This is a genomic window from Cryobacterium sp. BB307 (genome assembly GCF_012274275.1).
Taxonomy (GTDB): Bacteria; Actinomycetota; Actinomycetes; order Actinomycetales; family Microbacteriaceae; genus Terrimesophilobacter.
This window is the reverse complement of sequence record NZ_JAANZA010000001.1, coordinates 1,442,012-1,466,071: the sequence shown is the minus strand read 5'-3', so window position 1 is coordinate 1,466,071 and position 24,060 is coordinate 1,442,012. Positions and strand designations below refer to the sequence as shown.

At 66.2% G+C, this 24,060-nt stretch carries 30 protein-coding genes, 2 tRNA genes and 1 riboswitch; of the genes, 15 read left to right on the top strand and 17 right to left on the bottom strand.

Annotation, left to right across the window (positions count from 1 at the left end):
- Positions 1-91: 91 nt before the first annotated feature.
- Complete coding sequence (locus HGK58_RS07230) at positions 92-301, bottom strand: methyltransferase (protein ID WP_168626799.1); 210 nt, start codon at positions 299-301, stop codon at positions 92-94.
- Positions 302-327: 26 nt separating this feature from the next.
- Positions 328-855, bottom strand: coding sequence for a peptide-methionine (S)-S-oxide reductase MsrA (gene msrA, locus HGK58_RS07225; protein WP_168626798.1), 528 nt, complete (start codon positions 853-855; stop codon positions 328-330).
- A gap of 17 nt (positions 856-872) precedes the next feature.
- On the opposite strand from msrA, the gene HGK58_RS07220 reads away from it, so the two are divergent.
- The 4 genes from HGK58_RS07220 (at position 873) to HGK58_RS07205 (ending at position 4,082) form a co-directional block, all read left to right on the top strand.
- A complete protein-coding gene (locus HGK58_RS07220; protein ID WP_168626797.1) occupies positions 873-1,877 on the top strand; it encodes an aldo/keto reductase in 1,005 nt (334 codons plus the stop codon).
- A gap of 2 nt (positions 1,878-1,879) precedes the next feature.
- The gene (locus HGK58_RS14055) at positions 1,880-2,827 is read left to right on the top strand and encodes a DMT family transporter (protein WP_168626796.1); all 948 of its coding nucleotides are present in this window, start codon (positions 1,880-1,882) and stop codon (positions 2,825-2,827) included.
- A 75-nt stretch (positions 2,828-2,902) separates the two neighbouring features.
- Positions 2,903-3,145: a hypothetical protein gene (locus tag HGK58_RS07210; RefSeq protein WP_168626795.1), complete on the top strand. Its 243-nt coding sequence runs from the start codon at positions 2,903-2,905 to the stop codon at positions 3,143-3,145.
- 73 nt (positions 3,146-3,218) lie between these two features.
- Complete coding sequence (locus tag HGK58_RS07205) at positions 3,219-4,082, top strand: hypothetical protein (RefSeq protein WP_168626794.1); 864 nt, start codon at positions 3,219-3,221, stop codon at positions 4,080-4,082.
- A 25-nt stretch (positions 4,083-4,107) separates the two neighbouring features.
- On the opposite strand, the gene HGK58_RS07200 is transcribed toward HGK58_RS07205, so the two are convergent.
- The 3 genes from HGK58_RS07200 to HGK58_RS07190 form a co-directional block, all read right to left on the bottom strand.
- Positions 4,108-6,204, bottom strand: coding sequence for a hypothetical protein (locus HGK58_RS07200; RefSeq protein WP_168626793.1), 2,097 nt, complete (start codon positions 6,202-6,204; stop codon positions 4,108-4,110).
- Positions 6,205-6,401: 197 nt separating this feature from the next.
- Positions 6,402-6,474: transfer RNA gene (locus HGK58_RS07195), tRNA-Arg, on the bottom strand.
- A 62-nt stretch (positions 6,475-6,536) separates the two neighbouring features.
- Entirely contained in the window at positions 6,537-6,812 is a 276-nt protein-coding gene (locus HGK58_RS07190; RefSeq protein WP_168626792.1) for an oligoribonuclease, read from the bottom strand.
- A gap of 82 nt (positions 6,813-6,894) precedes the next feature.
- Between HGK58_RS07190 and orn the strand changes: the two genes are divergently transcribed.
- The 5 genes from orn to HGK58_RS07165 all read left to right on the top strand — a co-directional run bounded on the left by orn (position 6,895) and on the right by HGK58_RS07165 (position 8,896).
- On the top strand, positions 6,895-7,515 hold the full coding sequence (orn, locus tag HGK58_RS07185) for an oligoribonuclease (protein WP_168626791.1): 621 nt from the start codon (positions 6,895-6,897) through the stop codon (positions 7,513-7,515).
- Positions 7,516-7,554: 39 nt separating this feature from the next.
- Positions 7,555-7,630: transfer RNA gene (locus HGK58_RS07180), tRNA-His, on the top strand.
- A 154-nt stretch (positions 7,631-7,784) separates the two neighbouring features.
- Entirely contained in the window at positions 7,785-8,069 is a 285-nt protein-coding gene (gene clpS / locus HGK58_RS07175) for an ATP-dependent Clp protease adapter ClpS (protein WP_168626790.1), read from the top strand.
- Positions 8,069-8,533 (top strand): DUF2017 family protein, encoded by a 465-nt coding sequence (locus tag HGK58_RS07170; protein WP_168626789.1) that lies wholly within the window; start codon positions 8,069-8,071, stop codon positions 8,531-8,533. Before clpS ends, HGK58_RS07170 begins: the two co-directional genes overlap by 1 nt.
- A gap of 81 nt (positions 8,534-8,614) precedes the next feature.
- Complete coding sequence (locus HGK58_RS07165; protein ID WP_193509965.1) at positions 8,615-8,896, top strand: metallopeptidase family protein; 282 nt, start codon at positions 8,615-8,617, stop codon at positions 8,894-8,896.
- A gap of 3 nt (positions 8,897-8,899) precedes the next feature.
- Here HGK58_RS07165 and HGK58_RS07160 read toward each other — a convergent pair whose 3' ends face one another.
- The 4 genes from HGK58_RS07160 to HGK58_RS07145 all read right to left on the bottom strand — a co-directional run bounded on the left by HGK58_RS07160 (position 8,900) and on the right by HGK58_RS07145 (position 12,117).
- Entirely contained in the window at positions 8,900-9,373 is a 474-nt protein-coding gene (locus HGK58_RS07160; RefSeq protein WP_168626787.1) for an ATP-binding protein, read from the bottom strand.
- On the bottom strand, positions 9,363-10,115 hold the full coding sequence (locus HGK58_RS07155; protein ID WP_168626786.1) for an energy-coupling factor transporter transmembrane component T: 753 nt from the start codon (positions 10,113-10,115) through the stop codon (positions 9,363-9,365). The genes HGK58_RS07160 and HGK58_RS07155 overlap by 11 nt, the downstream gene beginning before the upstream one ends.
- Positions 10,112-11,473, bottom strand: coding sequence for an ABC transporter ATP-binding protein (locus HGK58_RS07150; protein WP_168626785.1), 1,362 nt, complete (start codon positions 11,471-11,473; stop codon positions 10,112-10,114). Before HGK58_RS07150 ends, HGK58_RS07155 begins: the two co-directional genes overlap by 4 nt.
- Positions 11,474-11,556: 83 nt before the next feature.
- Positions 11,557-12,117, bottom strand: a complete 561-nt coding sequence (locus HGK58_RS07145; RefSeq protein ID WP_349236157.1) for an ECF transporter S component — start codon at positions 12,115-12,117, stop codon at positions 11,557-11,559.
- Between the two features lie 92 nt (positions 12,118-12,209).
- Positions 12,210-12,320, bottom strand: a riboswitch (TPP riboswitch).
- A 26-nt stretch (positions 12,321-12,346) separates the two neighbouring features.
- On the opposite strand from HGK58_RS07145, the gene HGK58_RS07140 reads away from it, so the two are divergent.
- Both HGK58_RS07140 and HGK58_RS07135 read left to right on the top strand, forming a co-directional pair.
- Positions 12,347-13,261 carry an LLM class F420-dependent oxidoreductase gene (locus HGK58_RS07140; RefSeq protein ID WP_168626783.1) on the top strand — a complete coding sequence of 305 codons (915 nt, stop codon included), beginning with the start codon at positions 12,347-12,349 and terminating at the stop codon, positions 13,259-13,261.
- Between the two features lie 6 nt (positions 13,262-13,267).
- Positions 13,268-14,041 carry a hypothetical protein gene (locus HGK58_RS07135; RefSeq protein ID WP_168626782.1) on the top strand — a complete coding sequence of 258 codons (774 nt, stop codon included), beginning with the start codon at positions 13,268-13,270 and terminating at the stop codon, positions 14,039-14,041.
- Here the strand turns inward: HGK58_RS07135 and HGK58_RS07130 are convergent.
- From HGK58_RS07130 to HGK58_RS07105, 6 genes are all read right to left on the bottom strand, one after another.
- Positions 14,038-14,352 carry a hypothetical protein gene (locus HGK58_RS07130; RefSeq protein WP_168626781.1) on the bottom strand — a complete coding sequence of 105 codons (315 nt, stop codon included), beginning with the start codon at positions 14,350-14,352 and terminating at the stop codon, positions 14,038-14,040. The two genes, HGK58_RS07135 and HGK58_RS07130, sit on opposite strands and share 4 nt — an antisense overlap.
- 50 nt (positions 14,353-14,402) lie before the next feature.
- The gene (gene dinB / locus HGK58_RS07125) at positions 14,403-15,635 is read right to left on the bottom strand and encodes a DNA polymerase IV (protein WP_168626780.1); all 1,233 of its coding nucleotides are present in this window, start codon (positions 15,633-15,635) and stop codon (positions 14,403-14,405) included.
- Between the two features lie 29 nt (positions 15,636-15,664).
- Entirely contained in the window at positions 15,665-16,498 is an 834-nt protein-coding gene (locus HGK58_RS07120) for a glycosyltransferase family 2 protein (RefSeq protein WP_349236156.1), read from the bottom strand.
- 49 nt (positions 16,499-16,547) lie between these two features.
- A complete protein-coding gene (locus HGK58_RS07115; RefSeq protein WP_246865375.1) occupies positions 16,548-17,306 on the bottom strand; it encodes a M23 family metallopeptidase in 759 nt (252 codons plus the stop codon).
- Positions 17,307-18,064: 758 nt separating this feature from the next.
- Complete coding sequence (locus HGK58_RS07110; protein WP_168626779.1) at positions 18,065-19,156, bottom strand: Rv2578c family radical SAM protein; 1,092 nt, start codon at positions 19,154-19,156, stop codon at positions 18,065-18,067.
- A gap of 46 nt (positions 19,157-19,202) precedes the next feature.
- Positions 19,203-20,486 carry an MFS transporter gene (locus HGK58_RS07105; RefSeq protein WP_168626778.1) on the bottom strand — a complete coding sequence of 428 codons (1,284 nt, stop codon included), beginning with the start codon at positions 20,484-20,486 and terminating at the stop codon, positions 19,203-19,205.
- 160 nt (positions 20,487-20,646) lie between these two features.
- Here HGK58_RS07105 and HGK58_RS07100 point away from each other — a divergent pair, with 160 nt between their 5' ends.
- Positions 20,647-20,982, top strand: coding sequence for a metalloregulator ArsR/SmtB family transcription factor (locus HGK58_RS07100; RefSeq protein WP_168626777.1), 336 nt, complete (start codon positions 20,647-20,649; stop codon positions 20,980-20,982).
- On the top strand, positions 20,979-21,506 hold the full coding sequence (locus HGK58_RS07095) for an SRPBCC family protein (RefSeq protein WP_168626776.1): 528 nt from the start codon (positions 20,979-20,981) through the stop codon (positions 21,504-21,506). The genes HGK58_RS07100 and HGK58_RS07095 overlap by 4 nt, the downstream gene beginning before the upstream one ends.
- An 18-nt stretch (positions 21,507-21,524) precedes the next feature.
- On the opposite strand, the gene HGK58_RS07090 is transcribed toward HGK58_RS07095, so the two are convergent.
- Positions 21,525-22,559, bottom strand: a complete 1,035-nt coding sequence (locus HGK58_RS07090) for an LLM class flavin-dependent oxidoreductase (protein ID WP_168626775.1) — start codon at positions 22,557-22,559, stop codon at positions 21,525-21,527.
- A 107-nt stretch (positions 22,560-22,666) separates the two neighbouring features.
- Here HGK58_RS07090 and HGK58_RS07085 point away from each other — a divergent pair, with 107 nt between their 5' ends.
- Complete coding sequence (locus HGK58_RS07085; protein ID WP_168626774.1) at positions 22,667-22,909, top strand: hypothetical protein; 243 nt, start codon at positions 22,667-22,669, stop codon at positions 22,907-22,909.
- On the opposite strand, the gene HGK58_RS07080 is transcribed toward HGK58_RS07085, so the two are convergent.
- Positions 22,872-23,072 carry a PspC domain-containing protein gene (locus tag HGK58_RS07080; RefSeq protein WP_168626773.1) on the bottom strand — a complete coding sequence of 67 codons (201 nt, stop codon included), beginning with the start codon at positions 23,070-23,072 and terminating at the stop codon, positions 22,872-22,874. The genes HGK58_RS07085 and HGK58_RS07080 overlap by 38 nt on opposite strands.
- Before the next feature lie 349 nt (positions 23,073-23,421).
- On the opposite strand from HGK58_RS07080, the gene HGK58_RS07075 reads away from it, so the two are divergent.
- On the top strand, positions 23,422-24,006 hold the full coding sequence (locus HGK58_RS07075; protein WP_168626772.1) for a DUF6518 family protein: 585 nt from the start codon (positions 23,422-23,424) through the stop codon (positions 24,004-24,006).
- The last annotated feature ends 54 nt before the right edge of the window (positions 24,007-24,060 follow it).

Here is a 24,060-nt window from a genome sequence, read left to right as displayed (position 1 = left end):
CAGTGTGGGGACGTCACCGACGATTTCGCCCTGGGATGCGAACAGCGGTTGTACGGAACGAAGCCTGTTGCTCTGGTGAGGACAGGACAGCTCAGTGCTCGCGGAACTCCGGCCAGTCCGAGCCGGGCGGCAACGCCGCGAACAACGCACTCTTCGCGACCTCGAGCGACGGATAGCGGCCACGTGGCGCGTCATCCGTCAGCAGCTTGAAGGTGTACTCGCCTTCGACGCGGTGGACGCTGCCGATCGCACCCGCCGGCCCGAAGGCGACCCAGGTCTTCTCTGTGGTTTCCTCTGCCATGGCGCCCTCCGTCGGACAAGCGTGGGTCAGGCGGCCTTCACATACGACGCGAACGACTTGCGCACCTTGTTGACCTTGGGGACCGCGACCGCGAGGCAATAGCCCTGACCAGGGTTCTTGGCGAAGAAGTCCTGGTGGTACTCCTCGGCGCGGTAGAACTCACCGAGCGGTTCCAGCTGGGTGACGATGCCTCCGTCCCAGAGTTCATCGGCCTTCCGGATGGCATTCTCGAAGAGCGCCTTCTGCTTGTCGTTCACGTAATACATCGCCGAGCGGTACTGCGTTCCGATGTCGTTGCCCTGGCGGTTCAGCTGACGCGGGTCGTGCAGTGTGAAGAACACGTCCAGGATGACGTCGCCGGGGATCTGCTCGGGGTCGAACGTCACCGCGACGGCCTCGGCGTGCCCCGTGGTTCCAGTGCACACCGCCTCGTAGGAGGGGTTCGCCGTCGCGCCACCCGTGTATCCGGATACGACGTCTTCGACACCGGTGAGAGTGCGGTAAACCGCGTCGAGACACCAGAAGCAACCGCCAGCCAGAACGTACGTCTCCATGGCTCTAGGCTAACGCCATGAACTACGAGGCGGCCCGGGATCGCTACCAGCGTACGCAGTACGCGCGCACCGGGATGAGCGGCCTGAAACTGCCCGAGATCTCACTCGGGCTCTGGAACAATTTCGGCGATGACCGTCCGCTCGAGACCCAGCGCGCAATCATCCGGCGCGCGTTTGATCGCGGTGTCACGCACTTCGATCTGGCGAACAACTACGGCCCTCCAGCCGGCGCCGCCGAGTCGAACTTCGGCACGATCCTGCGGCAGGACCTGGTGCCTTACCGTGACGAGCTCATCATCTCGACGAAAGCGGGTCACAACATGTGGCCGGGCCCGTACGGCGAATGGGGTTCGCGCAAGTACCTGCTCGCGTCCTTGGACCAGTCGCTGAAGCGGATGGGCGTCGACTACGTCGATATCTTCTACTCGCATCGACCGGATCCGGATACGCCGATCCACGAGACCATGGGCGCCATCGCCACCGCGATCAAGCAGGGGAAGGCACTGTACGCGGGGATCTCGAACTACGACCCCGTGCAGACTCGGGCGGCGTACGAGGCGCTCGCAGGGCACGGCATCCCGCTGCTGATCCACCAGCCCCGCTACAACCTGTTCGATCGCACGCCGGAAGAGGGACTGTTCGAGACGCTGGGCGAACTCGGCGTCGGCTGCGTCGTGTACTCCCCGCTCGCCCAGGGACTGGCGACCAACCGGTACCTGAAGGGCGTCCCGGCCGGATCACGCGCCGCCGAGGGTCGCTGGCTCAACGCCGAGAACGTCAGCTCCAGCTACCTCGAGCGTGCGACGGCGTTGCAGGCGATCGCCGACTCCCGCAGTCAGACCCTCGCGCAACTGGCGCTCCGGTGGGTGCTGCGGCAGCGCGAGGTCACCAGCGCCATCATCGGCGCGAGCAGCGTCGCGCAACTCGACGACAGCCTGGATGCGCTGCACTCGCCGCCGCTCGAGGCGCACGAGATCGCCGCTATCGAGCCGTACGCAGTGCACGGCACCGGACTTCACTAGCGGTGGGCTACTTCTGGGCGCTGCTTGCGGCGCTGCTCTTCGGAGTGAATGGAAGCGTCACCAAGGTGCTCGTCGAGGGCGGGCTGAGCGCGGCGCACGTCACGCTGTTCCGTGTCGCTGGCACCGCGTTGATCGCAGCCCTTGTGCTGCTGGTCAGCGACCGTAAGGCATTCAGGATCACGCTTCGCCAGGCAGCGGTGCTCGCCGTCCTCGGCGTGTTCGGTGTGGCGCTGCTGCAGTTCACGTATGCGGTCGCGGTGAGCCTCGTGCCGGTGGGAATCGCGCTGCTCATCGAGTACATGGCGGTCCTCATCGTCGCGCTGTTCGCGTTTTTCGTCCTGCGTGAACAGGTGCGGGCGCGCCTGTGGGTCGCCATCGGGTTCGTGCTGATCGGTCTGGCGCTTGTGGCGCGGGTTTGGAACAGTGACCTCAACCCGTTGGGCGTGCTCATGGCGTCGTGCGCGGCGGTCGCCCTTGCGCTGTACTTCCTGCTCGGTGAACGCGAAGTGGGCAAGTCCTCCCCGATGGCGGTGGGGTTCTGGTCGATGTCGTTTGCAGCGCTGTTCTGGGTGATCTTCGGCGACCTCGGCTCGCTCGATGTGAGCGGGCTCGGCGAGGCGGTCCCGCTCGGCGGTCACCTCGAAGGGGTTGCGGTGCCGCTCTGGATGCTGGTGGCCTGGAATGTGGTGCTGGGCTCGTTCGCCCCGTTTCTGCTCTCATTGCTCGCCCTGCGCTACCTGACGGCCACCGCGGCCGGCATCACCGCATCCGCCGAGGTGATCTTCGCCTTCGCGTTCGCTTGGATTTGGCTCGGTGAGCTTCTGACACCGTTGCAGCTGGTTGGTGCTGCCGTCGTCCTGGTCGGCATCGTGCTCGCGCAGACGGCTCGCATCAACAAGGTGGTCGACCCCGACCTCGCGATCATCGACCAGGACGCGCGAATCACCTGAGGCGATGTCGGTGGTCCACCGTAACCTCGCTAGCGTCCCGAGATCACAGCGGCCGGCTGCACACGAGGAGAACGGATGGCACGACTCGACTACGCCGGAACGTCGACACGCGATCGCTTCGGCGTCCGCTGCATGCAGTTGCACAGCGAACTGTGGCGTGTGACCCGCCCCGACGGCGAGGTGCTCGGCTACGTCGAGCAGTTCAGCGACCCCCGCGGCATCCGATTCCGCGCCAAGCGGCTCGTCGCGCGCGCCAAGCACTTCCTCATCGTCGGCGAGTTCTGGGCGTTCGATGAGGCCGTCGACGCCTTGCGCTGACGCAACGTCGCGGTGCGCGAGACTCGCCCGCGATTTCAGGTGAATGACCCCCAACAGTGGGTAAGGTTCAGCCATGCAGTGGTGGAACAACTTCCTTGACTGGTTCAATTCAGAGGCCGGGCAGCAGGTGATGACCACCGCGATAATCCCGGCTCTCGCGATACTGGTGGCCGGAATCATCGCCGCCCTCATCGGGCGAGCAGCCACCAAGCGCATTGTCGAACTGCACGAGCGGGAGAAGCGCGCTGCGGCGATCACCGCGCTCATCGCATCCGCTCGTCGCGCGGCCCGTTGGAACTCGCTGTCCGCTCCCGAGCAGCAGCACGCTGAGCACGTCGCCCTCGAGGCCGACGTGCAGGTTCGCCTCCTGCCGGTGACCGGGGCGGCGATGGCTGCCGACTGGGCCATCCACGAGATCGCCGAGATGAAGAAGAACGCCGTGTCGTTCAGCTTCCAGGCGGAGCAATCGCTGATCGAATTCCGCAGCCGGATGCTCGAGTGGCAGGACAAGCCGAGTCGCGCCAAGAAGCTCTTCAAGAACGATCTCGACTCGTGGGCCTACGAGGCGTCGCTCACCGATCAGGAACTCATCGCTCAGCAGCAGGCCTGGGCGGCGCAGCAGGCGGCCGGTGAAGCCAGCTCCAAGCCCGTTGTCGAAGACAACCCGCCGAGTGTCTTCACCACCCCCGCCACCCCGGTGCAGCAGGGTTCAGAAGCGGTCGCGCGACCGATCGAACCGCAGCGTGCGCCGCTCCGTCAACAGTCCGGTGCGTTCGCCATGCCAGCCGCCCCCGGCGCTTCCGCCGGCGACTCCCCCGCAGACGACTCGGCCGGGATTGCTGACGACACGAAGGCATTTGAGCAGACACCGATGCCGAAGTCGGCGAGCACGGTTCGTCAGCGCATCGCTCCGGACGACGGCGAGCACTACGGCTGAGCAACCGTTCGCCGGCAGGTCCGGCTCAGCGGTACCCGGCCTGGTAACGGAGGTCATCCACCTGGAAGAAGGCGTAGCTGATCCCCTTGATGCGCTTGACGTCGTAGTCGACCGCAACGCCGTCAGCCGTCAGCGACGTCAATACCCTCTCTCCAAAGTCCGCCGGAAGCATGCCGGTGAGCAGGCCGTCGACGCGTGGGTCCACCTGGACCTCGAACGCCACGTCGCCCGTGCCGGTGCTGTCCACGGTCGTGAACGTTGAAGCCTGGCGCCCCTCGGTGAAGTCGAGCAGCTGCCCAGCGGAGATCATCGGAATGTCCCTGCGGACGGCGACGTCCATCAGCTTCTGATCGAAGTCATCGCTGAAGTCGTAGTGTGTGCCGAGCAGCCCGTAGTAGCCGCGTTCGTCCTCCGCCGCGGTGATCAGCTCGTCGATACCGGCAGTGGAACCCATCCAGGTCTCATTGACCAGGTGTGTCTCCTGCTGGAAGACGTCCAGCATCCGGCCGTCCTCGTCGCTGAACCGCATGGGCAGCGCCGACCCGGTGATGTAACCGGGCCGGTCCCGGATCCAGTCCGGTGGCCAGTTGTAGTAGTTCATGTCGAGGCGGATGCCCCACTGGCGCTCCTCGGTCGGCAGGCCCAGCCAGTCGCTGTAGGCGACACAGTGGAGGCGGTGGCCTGTCTGGTCGGGAAGGGCAGGATGCCTGCTGCGGAACTGCAGCATGGATGCGGCGAACGCAGCGTCGAGTGACTCCTCGGTCCAGTCCGCGCAGCCCGTGGAGACGTGAGCCCCCAGATCGAACCCCAGGTCCCAGTAGCGTTCAGCGTCTTCTGCGGCGAGTGGGGTCGGCGGATGCAGCCAGGACGTCGCGCGCGGACACTCCCACCGCTCGACATCACATCCGGGCTCGGCCAAGGACAGCATCCGCTCGAAGGACTGTCTGGTCCCGTCCTCGGTCCCATGGTCGTCTGCTGTCATCACCAAGGCGGTCTTCTCACCGTTGGGCAGATACCAGAACCGCGGCAGCGGGGACGTGTCTCCGTGTAGTTCCACCAGCACGTTGCTCAGTAGGCGCATCTGCTCATCGGCCTGCGGGATCCCGATGTTGGACTGATCCAGGTAGTCCGGTTCATCGGTTGTTCCGATGAAGAGGTCATTCGGCCGGATGGGCGCCGAGCCGTCGTGCTCGCTTCCCGCCGCATCCGGATGTCCCTGCCTGGTGTAGATGACCGAAGTCGCCAGGTCGTAGCTGAAGGCGGCGATGTGTCCAGCGGAATTGCCAACTTCGGTCAAGGTCAGCGCGGGATGCGGGCCGGAGCGCTCCCGGTCAGGGGATAGGGTCGCGATGGTTTGGCTTTCCGACCCGGTCGTGTACAGCAGCGCGCCACCATGGAACTGCATGGCCTCGGCTGTCAGGCCGACCCCAAGGGCCTGTGTGGTGTCGATCTCCAGGTAGCCATCCTCGAGCGCCAGCCCGGTTGGCTCAAGTCCAGCCAGCTCGGCCAGCCCGCCCTCCGGCTTCATCGTGATCAGTTCACCGCCGCCCATCACCCAGGACTCCACCTGGGCAAGGTGCGGCCCCGTCGAGCTCATGGCGCCGAGGATGACGACTGGATGGCTTGCGAGCAGGTCGCTTTGGAGCTCCTCCGGAGTCACGGTGTCGAATCCTGTGAATCCTTCGGCCCGCAGGATCTCTGCCAGATAGGCGTCCCTGGTCCCCTGTCGCGCCACCACGAGTATGCTGCCGCCCGATCCGTCGGAGAGACTTGGCGCAGGCTCGACTGTTATGGGCCACGAATCGATGACATTGTCCTTCGACGACGGTGACTCGCGATGGTGTACCTCCACCCCATACGTCCCCGCACTCAAGGGCACCTCGGGCGTGAAGGACAGCACCCCCGTGTTGCTCTGGACATTGCGTCCATCGACGATCTCGCCGCCTGACCCGGTGAGCACGATGTCGAAGTTCCTCTGGCGGTTGAACCATCCGACCTGCAACACGACATGGACCTCCGCGGAACCCTGCACCACGCGCGTTGCGGGCCCCGGATACTTTGCGACGACCTCTGCCTGCACACCGCCAGACATCGCCCAGAACGCGACGGCGGACGCCGCCACAGCGACACACACCATCAGACCGATGACGACACGAAGGGTTCTGCGCAGCGGTTCTCGAAGACCTCGAGACTGCGGTCCGGCCATGGCTCGCATCGGCGCCTCCGGAACAGATACCTGACGTCAGTTTCGCCCTCAGTTCCGGAGAGGGATTTCCGAACTAGCTGGCAGTTTTCCGAATTGGCGGGTCAACTCACACGCGCCCTCGGCAGGAATCGAACCTGCGACCAAGAGATTAGAAGGCTCCTGCTCTATCCGCTGAGCTACGAGGGCGAAAACGCGCTACCACGATACCGCAGCACCCATACGGCACCCGGCATTTAATTGACGAATCGTCAGAGGTCGTTGCGGTCCTCTGGGTCCTCAAGCTCGTCGCTGTCCTTCGGGTCGTAGATGTACTCGACCTGGTACTGGTCGCCGAGCTCGCGCCACGACTCGAAGTTGTAGTTGATGAGGGTTTCCTTGCCGTCGATCGATGCGACGACAGTCAGCTCCTCGTCCCACGAACCATCCGTGCTGATGCGACGGTCGATGCGACCGTCGTTGGGGCCGCCCTTATAGAAGACGATGTACTCGTCGCCGCGCTTCAGGTCTGGGGTCTGATCGGTCATAGCCCATTACTACCACTTGACGACTGACGGCGGTAAGTGCTGGAAAGAATCACGTCTTCACGTGCGCCGTTAGACTCGTGGGATGGCAAACGGCTCCGATCGACTCGTCTGGATCGACTGCGAGATGACGGGACTTGACATCTCCGTCGACGAGCTGATCGAGGTTGCGGTCGTCATCACCGACTTCGACCTCAACGTGCTCGATGAAGGCATCACGGTGGTCATCAAGCCGGACCCAAGCGCCCTCGCAAACATGTCGGACTTCGTGCGCGACATGCACACCGAGTCCGGCCTGCTGGCTGAACTGGAGAACGGGATGTCGCTCTCCGATGCCGAGTTCGCAGTCAACGAATACATCCTGAAGCACGTGCCGGTGCAGCAGCAGGCTCCCCTCGCCGGCAACACCATCGGGACCGACCGGACCTTCCTCGCGCGCTATATGCCGCGGGTTGACGCTCACCTGCACTACCGCAATGTCGATGTCTCCTCCATCAAGGAACTCGCCAAGCGCTGGTTCCCGCGCGTGTACTTCAACGCGCCGCCGAAAGCCGGCGGGCACCGCGCGATGGCGGACATCCTGGAGTCGATTCGCGAACTCGAGTACTACCGGCGTGCGGCGTTTGTCGCCCCTCCCGGCCCGAACAGCGACGAGGCCCAAGCGGTCGGCCTTTCGGTCGTGCAAGAATTCGGTGCGCGCCTGTAATAGGATGGTGTGTCGTTGCGACCTTCTCGGTCGCACATGGTGGTCGTAGCTCAGTTGGTAGAGCGCTGGCTTGTGGTGCCGGATGCCGCGGGTTCGAGTCCCGTCGATCACCCCAATTACTCGTCTTGAGTCGAGCGCGTTCAACCATGCGCCCGTTTGTTATCGATGCGGCCGCTGTAGCAGGCGCATCGATAACAAACTGAAGCAGCGTCGCGCGGAAGCGATCGTTGGAGACTGTGCGTCGCCGCGCGGTGTGCAAGGGTGGAACCATGCCCCAGACCATCGAATCCACTGACACGCGCCAGCGCGAGTCGATCGATGTGCCTTGGGTCACGATCGTGCTCAACGACCCGGTGAACCTCATGTCCTACGTCGCGTGGGTGTTCCGCTCGTACTTCGGTTACGCAGCCGCCGAGGCGGAGCGTCTCATGCTGCAGGTCCACCTCACCGGCCAAGCGGTCGTCGCCACCGGCGGCCGCGAGGAGATGGAGCGGCACGTCGAAGCGATGCACGACTTCGGGCTCTGGGCGACGCTCGGCAAGGCGGATGCCTGATGCGCGGCTTCGAGCGCCACCAGGACGGCAGCATCAGCGCGAAAATCGACCGCGACGAAGCACTGCTGCTGCAGAGTCTCGCCTCCCAGCTGGCGACCCTCCTCCAGTCCCCGGATGACGGCGATCCGGCGGTCATCCGGCTGCTCCCCGATGCCTACCCGGATGACGCGGACGCATCGGCTGAGTTCCGCCGGTTCACCCAGGATGGGCTCGTCGAACGGAAGCTGCACAACGCGACCCTGGTCACCACGACCCTGTCCGCGGCCGTCGACAGCGGGGAACTTTCACTGAACCCGGGCGAGACCCTCGCCTGGATGAAGGCGCTCACCGACATCCGTCTGACCCTCGCCTCCCGGCTCGGCATCGAGCGCGAAGACGACCGCAGCGCCGACATCGTGCTTCAGGACCTCTACGACTGGCTCGGCTTCGTGCAGAACTCGCTCGTCGAGGTCCTCGACTCATGACAGGCTGTCGATGTGTATGACATCGGGGCGGACGAGTTCGAGCAGCTCGTCGTCGACGAACTCGATCAGCTGCCCGATGACATGGTCGACGGACTCGAGAATGTGGTCTTCGTCGTCGAGGATCGCCCGGAGGATGGCTCCCTCGATCTCCTCGGACTGTACGACGGGGTGGCGGTGACCGAACGCGGCAACTACGGTTTCGGCGAGCTGCCGGACCGGATCGTGCTCTACCGCGAGCCGCTGCTGGACATCAGCGAGGACCTCGACGAGCTCAAGGATCAGATCCATGTGACGCTCGTGCACGAGATCGCCCACTTCTACGGCATCGACGACCGGCAGCTGCACGAGCTCGGCTGGGCCTGAGAATCAGCCGTCGATCACCAGGTCGGCCAGGTCCTGCGGATGCTCCCGCGCAATGAACGCGTCCTCCTGGGCCGCCCAGCGGTCCCAGTGCGGCGCGTAGGTGTCGCCGTCGCGAGCGAGCGCACGCTGCTTGCGCGTCTCGGCATCCAACTCGACCCAGATGCCGAGGGTCGCGAGCGCCCGGTTCTCCCGGGACAGCGCGCCGAACCCCTCGATGATGATCGGCCGGGCGGGGTTCAGTTCGTGCCACTCGGCTGGCTCGTTGGCAAGCCAGTCCCAGCGTCTCCAGCGAGGCCGCTCTGCCGCGAGGATGAAGTCGTGAACGTGTCGGCTGCCCGCCTCCAACCCGTCCCAGCCCGGGTAGAGCTCGTCGAGGCGCACCAGTTGGGCATCCGGCATCGCTTCCAGCAGCCCGTGAGCCACCTTGGTCTTGCCGGATCCGCTCCGACCGTCGATGAGAATCCGATCAACCAGCAATGAAGTTCCACTCCCCTGTCACGACGGCAGCAACGATAGCCGCCGCACCGACCAGGGCGCCGGATGCGACCACCAGCCACTCGGCGGCACCGAACCGCGATTCACGCGCCCAGGTGCGATGAGCTCCGCCGAACGCCCTGGCCTCCATCGCGGTCGCAAGCTTCGTCCCGCGCCGGATGGACAGCACGAGCAGTGCGAACACCTGCCCGGGGATGCGGCGGATCCGCCCGGTGTCGCCGACGCCACGCGCGCGACGCGCGAGCTCGAGATAGCGCCAATCGTCGATGAACAAGCCGACCAGCCGCAGGCCGGCCAGGGCGCCGAGCACGAAGCGGTTGGGCAGTCGCCAGACCTGTGCCAGACCGTCGGCGAGATCCGTCGGGTCGACCGAGCTGAACAGCACCACCGCGGGCAGCCCGATCGCCAGCACGCGCAAGGTCGTGGCCACCGCCAATTCGATCGACCCGTCGCTGATCCGCACCGCCAGGAACTCGACATACACGGTTCCGGATGCCTGCCCGTAGAGCAGGATCGTCAACCCGGTCAGAGGGGCGGCGACCCACACCGGCCAGGTTCGCGCCCAGAACGTTCGCCACCCTGGCCCGATGAACGGGAGTGCGATGCCGGTGAGCAGGAGCGCCGTCGCCGCGGACACCGGATCGATGGTCAGGACGAGGCACGCCGCCAGCAGCAGGGCCGCGGCCAATTTGGCCACCGGGTTCACCCGAGCGAACGCGGTCACAGCGACACCTCCTGATCGGCGAGCGCCTCGACGAACACCCGATCGTGCGTTGCGAACAGCACCGCGCTGCCCTCATCGAGCAGCTCGGCGAGCAACGCCACCTGCTCCCGCCAGGTGCGCGCGTCCTGACCGAACGTCGGCTCGTCGAGCACCAGGAGGCGCGGACGGGTAGCGAGCGCGGTTGCAACACTGAGCCGGCGCTTCTCCCCACCGGACAGCGTGAAGGGGTTTGCCTCGGCCAGATGCTCCAACCGCAACCGCTGCAGCAACTGGTCGACGCGGTCGCGCACCTCGGGCTCCGGCAGCCGCTGCGCCTTCGGCCCGACCTCGAGCTCGGAGCGGACTGTAGACGCGAGGAATTGGTGCTCCGGTTCCTGGAACACCATTCCGATGCGGGTGAGCAGGTCGCGCGACTTCCAGCGGTACGGATGCGGGCCGATACCGGCGCGCAGAGCATCGGATGCCGCCACCTCGCCGGCGACCGACGGCAGCAGCCCGGCAAGGGTGAGCGCGAGCGTGGTCTTCCCGGATCCGTTCGCACCGCTGAGCGCGGTCGCCACGCCCTCGCGCAACTCGAGGTCGATTTCCGAGCGGACCACGGTACCCGCCCGGCCGACGCTGAGCGAGTCGGCGGTGAGCAGCGCCTCCCCCGGTCGCGCGAACCGCTCCGGACTCCAGGCTTCGCGACCGGGCACCCACACGCCGCTCGCGGCGAGCGTTTCGCCGTGGTCGACGAGCACAGCATCGGGGTCCCCGTCGGCAATCACCCCGCCCTCGGGCGAGAGCACGATGACCCGGTCGACGACAGGCAGCCACACGTCGACTCGATGCTCGACGACCACGAGCGTTGCGCCGGTGGCCTCGAGCACCCTGCTCACAGAGTCGCGAACCTCGAGCACGCCGTCCGGGTCCAGGTTCGCGGTCGGCTCATCCAGGAGCAGCAGACCCGGTCGCATCGCGAGCACCCCGGCCAGCGCGAGCCGTTGCTTCTGCCCGCCGGAGAGCGCCGCGGTTGAACGGTCGAGTGCAAGATCGAGGCCGACCGCATCGAGCGCTTCGCCGACCCGGTGCCAGATCTCCTCACGCTCAATCCCAAGGTTTTCGCATCCGAAGGCCACATCGTCGCCGACCCTTGCCATGATGACCTGGGACTCCGGATCCTGCAGCACTAAGCCGACCCTCCCGTGTGCGGGATCCGGTTCGCGGCCGTCGATCGTCAGCTCGCCGTGCTGTTCGCCCTCATCCGCACCGCCGAGCACGCCGGCGAGCGCCGAGAGCAGGGTGGACTTTCCGGCCCCGGATGGCCCGAGCAGCAGAACCCGCTCCCCCGGCCGGATGTCGAGGTCGATACCGTCCACCGCCCACCTCTCGCGGCCGGAGTGTCTCCAACCCCAGCCGCGAGCGGTGACGCGCGCGGGTGCACTCACCCGCGTCGACGCGCTCACACCCGTTTGGCCGACTCACCGGCCGCGAACCGGCTGAGCACTCCCGTCCGGGCGAGCGCACGCATGGCCAGCCACGACAGCAGCCCGGCGATGACTGCACCGCTGATGATCCCGCAGACCGCATAGACCGTGGCGAACAGCGTGTCGGCGCCCGCGTACCAGACGATCAGGTCGTGGATGACCATCGCGAGCCCGGCGCCCATGCCAGCGAGCATCGCGACGTAGACGCGGTAATTGGCGTACAGGAACACCGCGAACACCAGTTCCGCGCCGAGACCCTGCACGACGCCGCTGACCAGCGTGTCTACGCCCCACTGGTTGCCGACCAGCGCCGACACCGTTGCGGCGAGCAGTTCGCCATACAGCGCCGCGCCCGGCTTGCGGATGATGAGCCCCGCGAGCACGCCCGCGAAGAGCCAGAAGCCGTGGCCGAGCGCCTGCAGACCCGGCAGCAGCGCGCCGAGCGGCCCGGTGACGGGCTCGGAGGCGACATTCCAAACCAGGAAGACCGCGCCGGATGCGACGCCGATGACGCTCGCCACCACGATGTCGACCACGCGCCAGCGAAGATTACGGCGGACGACGGGTTGCTTGGTTGTTGAAGTGCTGGTCACTGTTCGTGCCCTTTCAGTGGTTGAAATAGGCACGGGAGTAGAGATTTGGCCCTCCCTGCGCTGGCATTATCCAGATCAGGTTCGACGGTCGAAGCTTCGATCAGCTTCCTCTCAGCCCGGCTCACCGGACTCCCGTGTTCGGCACCCATTCTAGTGCGGATACGGTGGGACGATGGATTTCCGCGTGTTCACAGAGCCCCAGCAGGGTGCGAGCTACGACGATCTGCTCGCCGTCGCGCAAGCGACAGAGCGGCTCGGCTTCGACGGCTTCTTCCGCAGCGACCACTTCCTGTCAATGGGCGGCGACGGGCTGCCAGGGCCGACGGATGCATGGACAACGCTCGCCGGCCTCGCCCGGGAGACCAGTCGCATCCGCCTCGGCACGCTCGTGACCTCGGTCACCTTCCGGCATCCCAGCATCCTCGCGATCCAGGTCGCCGGCGTCGACCAGATGTCCGGCGGCAGGGTCGAACTGGGGCTCGGCACCGGCTGGATGGAGGATGAGCACACCGCGCTCGGTGTCCCGTTCCCCGCGAAGCGGTTCGGGATGCTCGAAGAGCAGCTCGAGCTGATCACCGGGCTGTGGTCAACGCCGGTCGGCGACCGGTTCTCGTACGAGGGTGAGCACTACCGGTTGCAGAACGCACCCGGGCTGCCCAAGCCCACTCAATCCAACGTGCCGATCATCGTCGGCGGCGGTGGGCCGAAGCGCACGCCCGCCCTCGCGGCGCGCTTCGCGACCGAGTACAACTCGGTGTTCGTCGACCTGGCTGAGCACCGCGCCCGGATGGCGCGGGTTCGCCAGGCGAGCGAGGCCGCCGAACGCGAGGTGCCGATCCTGTCGATCGGGGGCACCATCGCTGTCGGCGCGAGCACCGCTGACGCCCAGCGCAGGGCGGAGGCCATCGGACGGGATCTGGACCGGATGCGACCCACTGGGATCGTCGGCACGCCCACCGAGGTTGTCGATCGGCTCGGGGCCTTCGCCGAACTCGGCGTCACTCGCGTCTACCTGCAGCTGCTGGACCTGCAGGACCTGGACCAGCTCGAGTTCTTCGCCACCGAGATCGTCCCGCAGGTCGGGTAGAGCACAGTGCGGCGCGACGAGTTCAAGGCATACAGCGACCGGCTGCTTGCGAGTGTCTCGGACCGGCCGGATGTCATCGGGCTGGTGTTCATGGGTTCAGCAGCTGACCGCTCCCGAGCCGATGAGTGGTCTGACCACGACTTCGCGCTCGTCGTTCAACCGGGCCGCCAGGAGGAGTACAAGCGGAACCTCGACTGGCTGCCAGAGCATGAACGCATCGCGGTGGCCGCACCCGAGCACGAGGGCGGCCGCAAGGTCATCTACGACAACGGTCACGTGCTCGAGTTCGGAGTCGCATCCGTTGACGACCTGGCCGTCTGGCAGGGGAAGACCGCCTTGGTGGTCCTCGACCGCGGTGGAGTGGGCCCGGCGATCGAAGCGATGGTGTCGCGGGAGAGTCCGCGGGAGAGTGTCGACGCCGAGCAGGAGATCCTGCTGTTCATCGCGGTGCTGCTGATCGGGGTCGGCCGGTACCGGAGGGGCGAAAAGCTCATCGCCGGCGAGGGCGTGCGCTCGGTCGCTGTGCGTTCACTGCTGGAGGCGCTGGTGCTGAGGCAACCCGGCATCGGATCGGAGCGGCTCGACGCGTTCGACGTTCTGCGCAGGATCGAGCTCGTGCATCCGGAGTTCGCCGCGCGCGTCGCCGACGCGCAGGAGCGGGACGTCGAGACATGCGCTCGATTGCTGCTCGAACTCGCCGAGGAGGAACTCGCCCCCGGCTGGGACGCCTTCCCACACCGCGGCGCGCAGGCGGTCAGGCGCCGGCTCGGCTGGGTCTAGCGCATCGCTTTCACGATGCGAGAGATCGCCCAGCCGACAGCGCACACGAGCGGAATGGACACCGCGAGCAGCGCGACCGGATTGGGCCGGAAACTGGTTGTGGCGCCGCGCGTCACGTAGACGCCGAGCGGCATCGTCGCGCCGCCCCCGCCACCACCGCCCTGGCCGCTCTCCCCACCGCCGCCGAAGCCATAGGTGACCATCGCGATGGGCACCAGCGTCGTGTCTCCCATGACGACGGCTTCACCGTAGGCGAGCTTCACACCGCGCTTGGGCACGGACTCCGCGAGTTCCTCTGCGACTGTTGGCATGACGCCACCGTACGTCCCGGATGCTCAAGACTCGCAGTGAACCTCGAGAATCAAGAACCGGACGGGCGGATGGGTGCCGTCGGCTTCAGCAGCGCAGCTGGACGCAGCGCCCCTCGGCCGAACCGGTCGGCGACGCCGTCGATCGCGCGCTCCGCCTCCCGCCAGCTGTCGTCGGTGTCCCACAGCGCCGGCTGAGCCTCATCGCCGGTCAACTGTTCGACGCGCACGCCGATGAGCCGCACGGGCCTCCGGTTGTCGAGGGCATCGTAGATCGAGCGCACCTCGTCGTAGATCCGGCGACCGAGGTCGGTCGGATCCGCGAGCGTGCGCGATCGCGTGATGGTCGTGAAGTCGGAGAAACGCAGCTTAAGGGCGACGGTGCGGCCGGCTAGTCCGGCCTCGCGGAGCCGCGCGGCCACCTGGGTCGATTGCTGAAGCAACTCGCGCCGCAGCAGGTCGCCATCCGTCACGTCCGTCTCGAACGTGACTTCGTGCCCGACGCTCTTCTCCACCGAGTTCGTGTCGACCGGCCGCGGGTCGATGCCGTTCGCGAGTTCGTGCAGCTTGCGACCGGATGCCTCGCCGAGCGCCCGCTGCAACGTCGCCAGTGGTGCCGCCGCCACGTCGCCGATGGTGCCGAGGCCGCGGTCCAGAAGCGTCTTCTCGGTGACCGCCCCGACTCCCCATAGTGCACCGACGGGGAGCGGATGCAGGAACGCCAGCGTCTCGTCGCGAGGGATCACCAGCAGCCCGTCAGGCTTGGCACGCCCGGAGGCAAGCTTGGCGACGAACTTGGTCGCCGCAGCTCCGACCGAGCAGGTGAGCCCCGTCTCTGCGAGCACGCGGCCGCGGATCAACTCCGCTGCCTCAGCCGGTGAGCCGATCACCGCGCCCGCGCCGGACACGTCAACGAAGGCCTCGTCGATGCCGAGCCGTTCCACAGTCGGAGAAACGTCGTCGAGGATGGCCATCACCTGCCGCGACAGCGCCCGGTACCGGTCGAAGTGCGGCTCGAGCACGATCGCCTTCGGGCAGAGCTGCAGCGCCCTGGCCAGCGGAATCGCCGAGCGCACCCCGTACTTGCGCGCCGGGTAGTTCGCCGCAGTGACCACCGAGCGCGCCGAATTGTGGGCGACGACCACCGGCTTGTCGGCGAGCTCAGGGTGCTCAAGCAACTCGACAGACGCGAAGAACGCGTCAAGGTCGACGTGCAGGATGGGCGCCGAACTGCTGTCGATGTCCTCGGCGCTGACCTGCCGGTCACTGCCGTCCTGTTTGCCCACGCAATCAGGCTAACCCCGGCGACCGACCGTCAGCGGCCCGGCGCGTGGTCCAGGAAGAGCCTGCGGTTGCGGAGGGTGCGGATGGCCTTGGCGAGCGGGTACACGGCGAAGAAGACGACCATCGGAGCACGCAACAGCGGGTTCATGAGGCCATGTCGCGCGTAGGTGCGCTCGAAGCGCCCGACGTAGTAGCTGTACTCGCGCGGGCTGTCCTCGACTCGGCGGGCCGACATCCCGCTCACCATCGAGCGCACGTAGGCGACGCGCAGCCGGTGCTGCGCGAGGTGGATGGACAAGTCGATGTCCTCGTGCAGTTCATCCTTCTCATCAAGGCAGGTGTCGGCCCGGATGGCCTCCCACGCTTGACGCCGAATCGCCATGTTGCTGCCGAACAGGAAGTGGTAGTCCCGGGACAGGCTCAGGATGACCCGGCGCAGGCGGTCGTCGGCCTTCAGTCCGAACCGTCGAAGTGGCATGTCGTAGTAGAGGACAGGGCCGGTCGCTGCGGCGACCGACTCATCGGCGAATGCCTTCTGGACTTCCTCGACCCAGGTCGGTTCGATGACGGAGTCCGCGTCGATTCGGCCGATCACGTCTCCGGTCGCCGCGTCGAGGCCCGCGTTGCGTGTGGGGATGATGCCCTGCACGTCGTTCTGCTGAACGTAGATGATCGACTGCTGCGGATGCTCCGCTTGCAGCCCCTTCACGATCTCGGCGGTGCGATCGGTCGAGCGATTGTCTACGACGATGATCTCGTGGGCCGGCCTGGTCTGCAGGACAGCAGCCAGCACGCACCCCTTGATCGACGCCTCCTCGTTGTAGGCGGGAATGACGATCGACACTGTCGTTGGGTTCGAGGGCACCGGCTCAGGCTAGCCTGTGGCCGTCCTGAGCCGGTGTCCCCTCGCGGACTCAGACCGAGTTCGCGCGCAACCAGCCGAGCGGCTCGATGGGGCCTCCACCCACGTGAACCTCGAAGTGCAGGTGCGGGCCGGTGCTGACGCCGGTGCTGCCGACTGCGCCGATGACTTGACCGGCCGTGACGCTCTGGCCAACACTGACGGCCATCGAGCCGTGCTGCATATGTGCGTACATGGTCTCGACCTCCTGGCCGGCCACGACGCTCTTGATGCGCACGTGCACGCCGTATGCGCCACCGGTGTTGGCAGCGGTCACGACGCCGTCGGCGGCGGCCACGATCGGAGCGCCGGCGCCGGGCGTGAAGTCGATGCCCTCATGGTTGGAGCTACAACCGATCGAACATCCGGCTCTGGCACCGAACCCGCTCGTGATGGTCGCACCCGAGCCGACCGGCCAGACGACCTCCGGTGGCGCCTCGGTTGCACCGTAGGTGTCGCGGTGCACGGCCTGCTTCGGAGCCTTCTTGTCGACCTCGACTGCCTGCGGGGCGAGATCCTGCTCCGAGACCTGCTCCATTGGCGTCATGTCGGACGCGACGACGAGAGCGTCACCGTAGGCCGGCACACCTACTCCGGCACCGACGATCACGGCGAGTGCGACGATGCCGAGGCCGAGTTCCCCGAGGTAGCGCGCCGTGAAATGGCGGACGCCACCCTTGGCGACGCCGCGTCGGCGTCCACTGGGCTTCTGGTTTGCGGCGTTTTCGGGTGTGGCGTGCTTGATGGCGGCACGCATCTTCTCGATCAGCAAGGGGGTAGTTGTGTCTTCCGGGTCAGGCGTCTAGGGAACGCGTGGTGGAACGTCGATGCGGCGGGGCACACGCGGCGCACGGAACTCGGGGGCGAGCATCCGGGCACCTGTCCAGGTCGACCAGTCGGCGGATCAAACACGCCAACACTCAACCCGCGAGGAGAAGTGCCAGAAACGATCCTGGTTGCCGAACCTCCGCGCTACCTGAGTAACTTGCGAACCGTTCTCAAGAGGGAACGTTCTACCTACGCCGCGCAGGGGCCGCTACTTGCCCGTCATTGCAGGGATCTCCGGATGTGAGCACGGTCCGTGAAGCGGACGAAAACGCCCGAAAATTTTCGAGTTTGCGCTGTGGCCGCTAGTTCTCTAGCAGCGAATAAGGCGTAGCTCGCGAGATCAAGAGCAGTTCGACGCCCTCGCTGTGGAGCAGAGGCACCAGTTCATGCTCGCCGCATTCGATCACTGCTCGGGCTCGCTTCAGGAAGATCCGCGCCATCTCCGGCTTGCATTGGAAACGCCGTCCGCCGTACTGAATCACGGCCGTCAGTCCCGCATTCCCCACGGAGGTCACGGCTGCGGGCTGAGTTATCGGTCCAGTCGCCAGCGCCGCGGCTGACTTCGACTGCTCCCCTGACCTGGACACAAGCGAACCTTCTCCCCTACAAACGCCCGACTGTTGAGGCCGATGCTAGGGTGGCGCCCCGCTACCGACGCCTGCTTCCCATGAACTTCACGGGGTATCCGGATGAATAGCTGGCTTAGAAGAGGGTGGGCTGGGATTCCAGGTGCGCGGCCATGCCCGGCGGCAGCTCCTCTGCGATGAGGGAGCGCTCACCGTCGTCGCCTCGGAGCATCCCTAGAGCGCTCGATCGCACCCCACCGGTTGAGGCATCGGTTCTGCCGCGATTGAGGCCGTGCGCGCGGATCAGCGGACGGATGCGCGCGGCGAGCCACTTGCGGTAGCCGGTGGGTGCGTATGCCTTGTCGCCGTAGAGCGCGACGTAGCGTGCGACAAGCTCCGGATGCTCGCGCTCAAGCCACTGCATGAACCATTCTTTGGTGAACGGCCTCAAGTGCAGCGCGGTGTAGAGCACCGAACTGGCACCGGCCGCCTTCGCCTGGCGAAGTGCGAGGTCGAGATGCTCCTTGCTGTCGGTGAGGAACGGGAGGATCGGCATCATGAACACCGAGCACTCCAGACCCGCCTCGCGCACCGCGGTGACGGTCGCGAGCCGCGCTTTCGCCGTCGGAGTTCCCGGTTCGACCGATTGCTGCAGTTCGTCGTCGTAGATCGCGATCGACATCGCGAGGTCGACCGGCACCACCCTGCTGGCTTCCGCAAGCAGCGGAAGGTCGCGCCGCAGCAGCGTTCCCTTGGTCAGGATCGACAGCGGGGTTCCGCTGGCGGCGAGCGAGGAGATGATCCCGGGCATGAGCCGGTAGCGGCCCTCTGCCCGCTGGTAGGGATCCGTGTTGGTGCCGAGGGCGACAGGATGCCTCCCCCAGGTCGGCTTCGAAAGTTCCTTCGCGAGCACCTCGGCAACGTTGACCTTGACGATGATCTGCGTGTCGAAGTCGTCGCCGGCATCCAGGTCGAGGTAGCGGTGCGTTGGCCGCGCGAAGCAGTAGGTGCAGCGGTGCAGGCAGCCGCGCATCGGGTTGATGGTCCATCCGAACGGCATCGCCGTCTGTTTCGGGATGTGATTGAGCGCGCTCTTTGCCAGCACCTCGTAGAACGTCACGCCGTCGAAGTCGGGTGTGCGAACCGTGCGCACCAGGTTGTTCAGGCGCGCGAGACCCGGAAGGGCATCCGGCTGCTCCTGGTCGATCTGCTGGCCGCTCCACCGCATTCCCCTATTCGAACATATGTTCGACCGAGATGCAAGTGTGCAGCGCTCATTCGGTGCGTTCGACCGGCTCCGGCACCTGATCGAGGGGATGCGCGAGCTCGTCCTTCGGCATTCGGAAGATGACGATCGTCAGCACCGCCAGCGCCACCGGCGCCAGTCCCGCAATCAGGAACACCGGAGCGTTGCCGATCGCGACGCCGACGGGTCCGGCGAGGGCCATCGAGATGGGCATGAACACGAGCGAGACGAAGAAGTCCAGGCTCGAAACCCGCCCGAGCATGGCGGACGGCACGCGGCGCTGCAACAGGGTTCCCCACACGACACTCGCCGCCGAGTAGGAGAAGCCGACGATGAACATCGCGGCGATGATCAGCCACAGTTGCTGGGCGAAGCCGATGATCGCCAACGGTGCGCCACCCGCACCCCACAGCAGCACCATGATCGTCAGGTAACGTCGCGGCAAGCGCAGCGACGCCACGATGAGCGACCCGACCGCGCCGCCGATCCCGAACGACGCGAGCGCGAGCGCGTAAGATGCCGCGGCATCGTCCGCGCCGACGACGTCGCGGATTGCGAAGGGCAGCAGCACCTCGATCGGCCCCATGATCAGGAACACCAGCACGCTCGCGTACAGCAGCGTGCCGAACAGCCACGGCGTGCGGACCATGTAGACGAAGCCTGCACCGAGATCGGAGAGCATTGAGCGAACCGGATGCCCGTCCCGCGGCTCTCGCTCGACCGGGATGTGGCGCATGATGACGAGGCCGCCGACCGCGAGCGCCTGGGACGCGGCAACCACGGCGAACGCCACACCGGGCGAGAAGACGGCGATGATCGCGCTTGCAACGGCCGGGCCGGCCGCCTGCATGATGACGGGCCGAAGCATCCCCTCGACACCGTTCGCCGCCAGGAGGAATTCGTCCGGGAGCACCGATGGGAGGAGCGCCGAATACGCCGGGTAGAAGAAGCCGTCGGCGCAGCCGAGGATCGTCGCGATGACGACCAGGTGCCAGAGTTCAAGGTTGCCAGTGAGCGACAGCGTCGCGGCGACCGCGGCACCTGCGGTGCGAGTCGATTCGACCGCGACGAGGATGGTGCGGCGCGGGACCCGGTCGGCGACCACTCCACCGAACAGCACCGCGGCGACGAGCCCGAGTGATGAGCCCAGCACGACCCAGGAGAGTTCCACCGGGCCGCCGCCAAGATCGATGACCTGGAAGACGACCGCGATCAGCCACACGCCCGTGCCGAACATGGAAAGCGTCAGCGCGGCGACCAGGATGCGGTACTGCGCGACAAGGAACGGTTTCGCTGCGTTGGGGATTCTCATGGGCTCTCCCGCTCGGCCCCTCGACGATGGTCCGCACGTGGCGACTGCTACGCGTCAAGCCTTGCACCAGCCACCGACAAGGGAAAAGGGAAGCAGGGATTTGCCGCAAAACTTTTCCCGCTTCTTGTGGTTATAACCACTCGGTTATATGCTGAGGGGCATGCACGCGCTCGACGTTCTCGGAGACCCGGTGCGCCGGCGGCTCGTCGAACTCCTCGCGAGCGGGGACCAGTCGGCTGGCGAAGTGTCGCGCGTTGTCGAGAGCGAATTCGGCATCAGCCAGCCCGCGGTGGCCAAGCATCTGCGAGTTCTGCGCGAAGCGGGCTTCGTGCGCGTGCGGCCAGAGGGATCGCGTCGCATCTACCGGCTCGACGAGCGCGTGATCACCCAACTGCAGGACCAGGCCGACCGCTACCGGACGCTCTGGAACCAACGTCTCGACGCCCTCGAGACCGAGATCGCGCGAGGCAAGCGCGAGAGAAGGACAGCACAATGACCAGGATTTTCGGCGACCTGACCACAGCAGCGAACGGGTTCGATCTCGAATTCGTCAGACTGTTCGACACCGATGTGGCCGACGTCTGGTCCGCGGTGACCGACCCGGAACGGCTTGCCCGCTGGATGGCGCCGTACCGCGGCGAACTCCGGCTCGGCGGTACCTGGGAAGGGCTGAGCGACGACGGAAGCGTGTGGGTCACCGGCACCGTCTCTGCGTGTGACCCACCGCACACCTTCACGACGACCTGGCATGCGATCGAGGAGCAGCCGACCGAGCTCACCGTGACGGTCGACGAGACGCCGGATGGCGCCAGGATGAGGCTTGTGCACACCAGCGTGCAGTCGATCGACTATGGGCCAGGCTGGCAGACCTATCTCGAGCGGCTCGACGACCTGCTTGGCGCTGCCGCCGCATCCGTCACGGATCCGGAGCGTACACCGGGCGTCGACTGGGACGAACGGTACGCGAAGCTCCGTGAGCCATGGCGACAGCAGTTCGACGCGCTCCGCGCTGACCGCTGAACGAGCCGGGACCGCCCGTCACGCTGCCACCAGCTCCCGCACCCGCGGGATGACCTCGTTGCCGTACAAGTCGATGCTCGACATCAACAGTTCGTGCGGCATCGAGCCGTTGGAGTACTTGAGGTCGAAACGTGACAGTCCGAGCCCCTTGACCGCTCGCGCGATCTTCTGGGCGACCGTCTCTGGTGAGCCCACGAACAGGGCACCGCTCTTCGCCTCGTTCTCGTACTCCGGGCGGGTGACCGGCGGCCAGCCGCGTTCGGCGCCGATGCGGTCGCGGTTCTTCTTGAAGTGCGGGTAGAGCTCCTCGAGCGCATCCTCGTCGGTCTTGCCGACATGCCCGGGCGAGTGTGCGCCGATCGGCAGCTCTGGCCTGCCGAATTGGCCGAGTGCGCGCTTGTACAGGCCGACGAACGGTTCGAAGCGCAGAGGGTCACCGCCGATGATGGCCAGCATGAGCGGGAAGCCATAATGCGCGGCGCGCACGACCGACTCCGGTGTACCGCCAACGCCGACCCAGGTGGTGATGCTGCCGGACTCGGCCGGCGGGAATACCAGTTGGTCGGTGAGCGGTGCGCGCACCGAACCCGACCAGGAGACGGGGCCACCCTTCAGCAGCTCGGCAAATAGTTCGATCTTCTCCTCGAACAGCCGCTCGTAGTCGGCCAGCTTGAAGCCGAACAGCGGGAACGACTCGGTGAACGAGCCGCGCCCGATGATGACCTCTGCCCGTCCGTTCGACACCGCGTCGAGGGTGGAGAACCGTTCGAATACCCGCACCGGGTCGTCTGAACTCAGCACGGTCACCGCCGAGCCGAGTCGGATGTGCGACGTGCGGCTCGCTATCGCCGACAGCACCATCTCTGGCGATGACACTGCGAAGTCGTCGCGGTGGTGCTCCCCCACCCCGATGAAGTCGATGCCCAGCGAGTCGGCGAACACACCCTGCTCGACGATGTTCCGGATGGTCTGGGCGTGGCTGATCGGGTTGCCATCGACGTCGAGAGTGACATCTCCGAACGTGTCGAGGCCGAGTTGCAGTTGCTGGGTCACGGGGGTGGCCTTCCGCTGAGTGTGCGAACGAATCTAACCCCAGAACGGTGTGCCGACCATGAGTATTCCGTCAGGCGTGTCCCAGCGTCCGCGCCTAACTTCGCGGCATGACCGAACGCGATGAGAAAGAGCAGCTCGAGAAGGACATGGCGTACACGCCTGGGAGCGAAAGCGAGACGCAGGAACGGCAGGAGAGTCCAGCCTCCAGCCGCGCGACTGACGACCCTGAGATCGACGAGGGTGACGTCAACCTACTGCCCGGCACGGGGGGTCCGGACGACGTCGGCGATGTCGAGGTGGATCCGGAGGACCTCAACCTACCCGGACGACGTCAGAATCCGACGGAATGAGCACCCACAGCACGATGTAGGCGACCACTTGCGGGCCCGGGAGCAGGATGCTGAGCGCGGTAAGCACGCGCACAGCCGTCACGTTCCATCCGAAGCGGCGGGCGATCGCCGCACAGACTCCGGCGATGACCCGATCGGTGCGTGGTCTGCTGAGTATTGTCATGCTTCAACCCTCACGCAGGAGGCCGTGCGGCGCCATCGGGGAAACCCCCGATTCTCGACTCAGGGACAGGGCGAGGGTAGCCTCGAAGACACAGAAGCCCTAGTGCTTCCGACGGAGGGAGTGCCGTATGCCCAACAAGTCACCGAAGAAGGGCGCGAACACGAAGACCGCTGCTTCGAAGTCCTTGAAAGAGAAGCGCGCCGACAAGAAGGCGAAGGCTTCCAAGAGGACCGGCGAGTAACGGTCTTTCCAACAAGCGCATTCGAAGAGCCGGGCCTATGGGCCCGGCTCTTTTCCTTGAACGGCGCGCTCGACTGAGGCACCTCACCCGCACCCCTAACATGACAGCGTGAGGCTCCATCGAGTGTTTGCCATCTCGATCATTGTCGGCGCGTCAGCAGGCGGCCTGGCGTGGGTGCTCACGACCCTCCTTCCACATCCATGGCCAACGCTCGCCGGCACCAGCGCGCTTTGGGGCCTCGTGCCGTTCGGTGTTGCATTGCGCGATGGCGTGCGCACGCAGAAGCGGGAAGCTGCATTGACCGGCGTGGTGACGATGCTCGCAATGGTCGCCATCTGGTGCGCGTTGGTCGCCAGCACGGTCACGTTGCGTGAGGTTCTCCTGTGGACGGTGGTCGGTTTCGCTGCCGGTGCGTTGTGCGGCCTGGCTGGCTACAGCGCACGAAGCAGGCAACGCTGGTTTCGGGCGCTCGCGCTCGCTTTCATGGGCGGACTGGTCGCCGGCGAGGGGCTCTACGGCGTCGTACTGATCGGTGGGCCGCAGTGGTGGTTGGAGCTTGTCGTCGGCCTCGTGCTGCCACTGGCCCTCGGCCGAACACTGCAGGGCAGGCTCGTAGCTCTTGTCGGGGCCGCCGTGTTCGCGGCCGCGCTTCTCGGCGTTTTCTGGCTCTACGACGCCGTAGCGGTGATGTGAGCGCGAGAGGGCGCGCATCCGGAGGCCAGTTGGATCCGGATGCGCGCAAGTCGG

Coding starts and splice junctions, on each gene's coding strand:
- HGK58_RS07140 (WP_168626783.1), top strand. CDS start 12,347: ATGGATTTCCGCGTGTTCACAGAGCCCCAGCAGGGTGCGAGCTACGAC.
- clpS (WP_168626790.1), top strand. CDS start 7,785: ATGCCCCAGACCATCGAATCCACTGACACGCGCCAGCGCGAGTCGATC.
- HGK58_RS07220 (WP_168626797.1), top strand. CDS start 873: ATGAACTACGAGGCGGCCCGGGATCGCTACCAGCGTACGCAGTACGCG.
- HGK58_RS07170 (WP_168626789.1), top strand. CDS start 8,069: ATGCGCGGCTTCGAGCGCCACCAGGACGGCAGCATCAGCGCGAAAATC.
- HGK58_RS07230 (WP_168626799.1), bottom strand. CDS start 301: ATGGCAGAGGAAACCACAGAGAAGACCTGGGTCGCCTTCGGGCCGGCG.
- HGK58_RS07210 (WP_168626795.1), top strand. CDS start 2,903: ATGGCACGACTCGACTACGCCGGAACGTCGACACGCGATCGCTTCGGC.
- orn (WP_168626791.1), top strand. CDS start 6,895: ATGGCAAACGGCTCCGATCGACTCGTCTGGATCGACTGCGAGATGACG.
- HGK58_RS07105 (WP_168626778.1), bottom strand. CDS start 20,486: ATGAGAATCCCCAACGCAGCGAAACCGTTCCTTGTCGCGCAGTACCGC.
- HGK58_RS07110 (WP_168626779.1), bottom strand. CDS start 19,156: ATGCGGTGGAGCGGCCAGCAGATCGACCAGGAGCAGCCGGATGCCCTT.
- msrA (WP_168626798.1), bottom strand. CDS start 855: ATGGAGACGTACGTTCTGGCTGGCGGTTGCTTCTGGTGTCTCGACGCG.
- HGK58_RS07080 (WP_168626773.1), bottom strand. CDS start 23,072: ATGACAATACTCAGCAGACCACGCACCGATCGGGTCATCGCCGGAGTC.
- HGK58_RS07130 (WP_168626781.1), bottom strand. CDS start 14,352: ATGCCAACAGTCGCAGAGGAACTCGCGGAGTCCGTGCCCAAGCGCGGT.
- HGK58_RS07095 (WP_168626776.1), top strand. CDS start 20,979: ATGACCAGGATTTTCGGCGACCTGACCACAGCAGCGAACGGGTTCGAT.
- HGK58_RS07165 (WP_193509965.1), top strand. CDS start 8,615: ATGGTCGACGGACTCGAGAATGTGGTCTTCGTCGTCGAGGATCGCCCG.
- HGK58_RS07205 (WP_168626794.1), top strand. CDS start 3,219: ATGCAGTGGTGGAACAACTTCCTTGACTGGTTCAATTCAGAGGCCGGG.
- HGK58_RS07085 (WP_168626774.1), top strand. CDS start 22,667: ATGACCGAACGCGATGAGAAAGAGCAGCTCGAGAAGGACATGGCGTAC.
- HGK58_RS07100 (WP_168626777.1), top strand. CDS start 20,647: ATGCACGCGCTCGACGTTCTCGGAGACCCGGTGCGCCGGCGGCTCGTC.
- HGK58_RS07190 (WP_168626792.1), bottom strand. CDS start 6,812: ATGACCGATCAGACCCCAGACCTGAAGCGCGGCGACGAGTACATCGTC.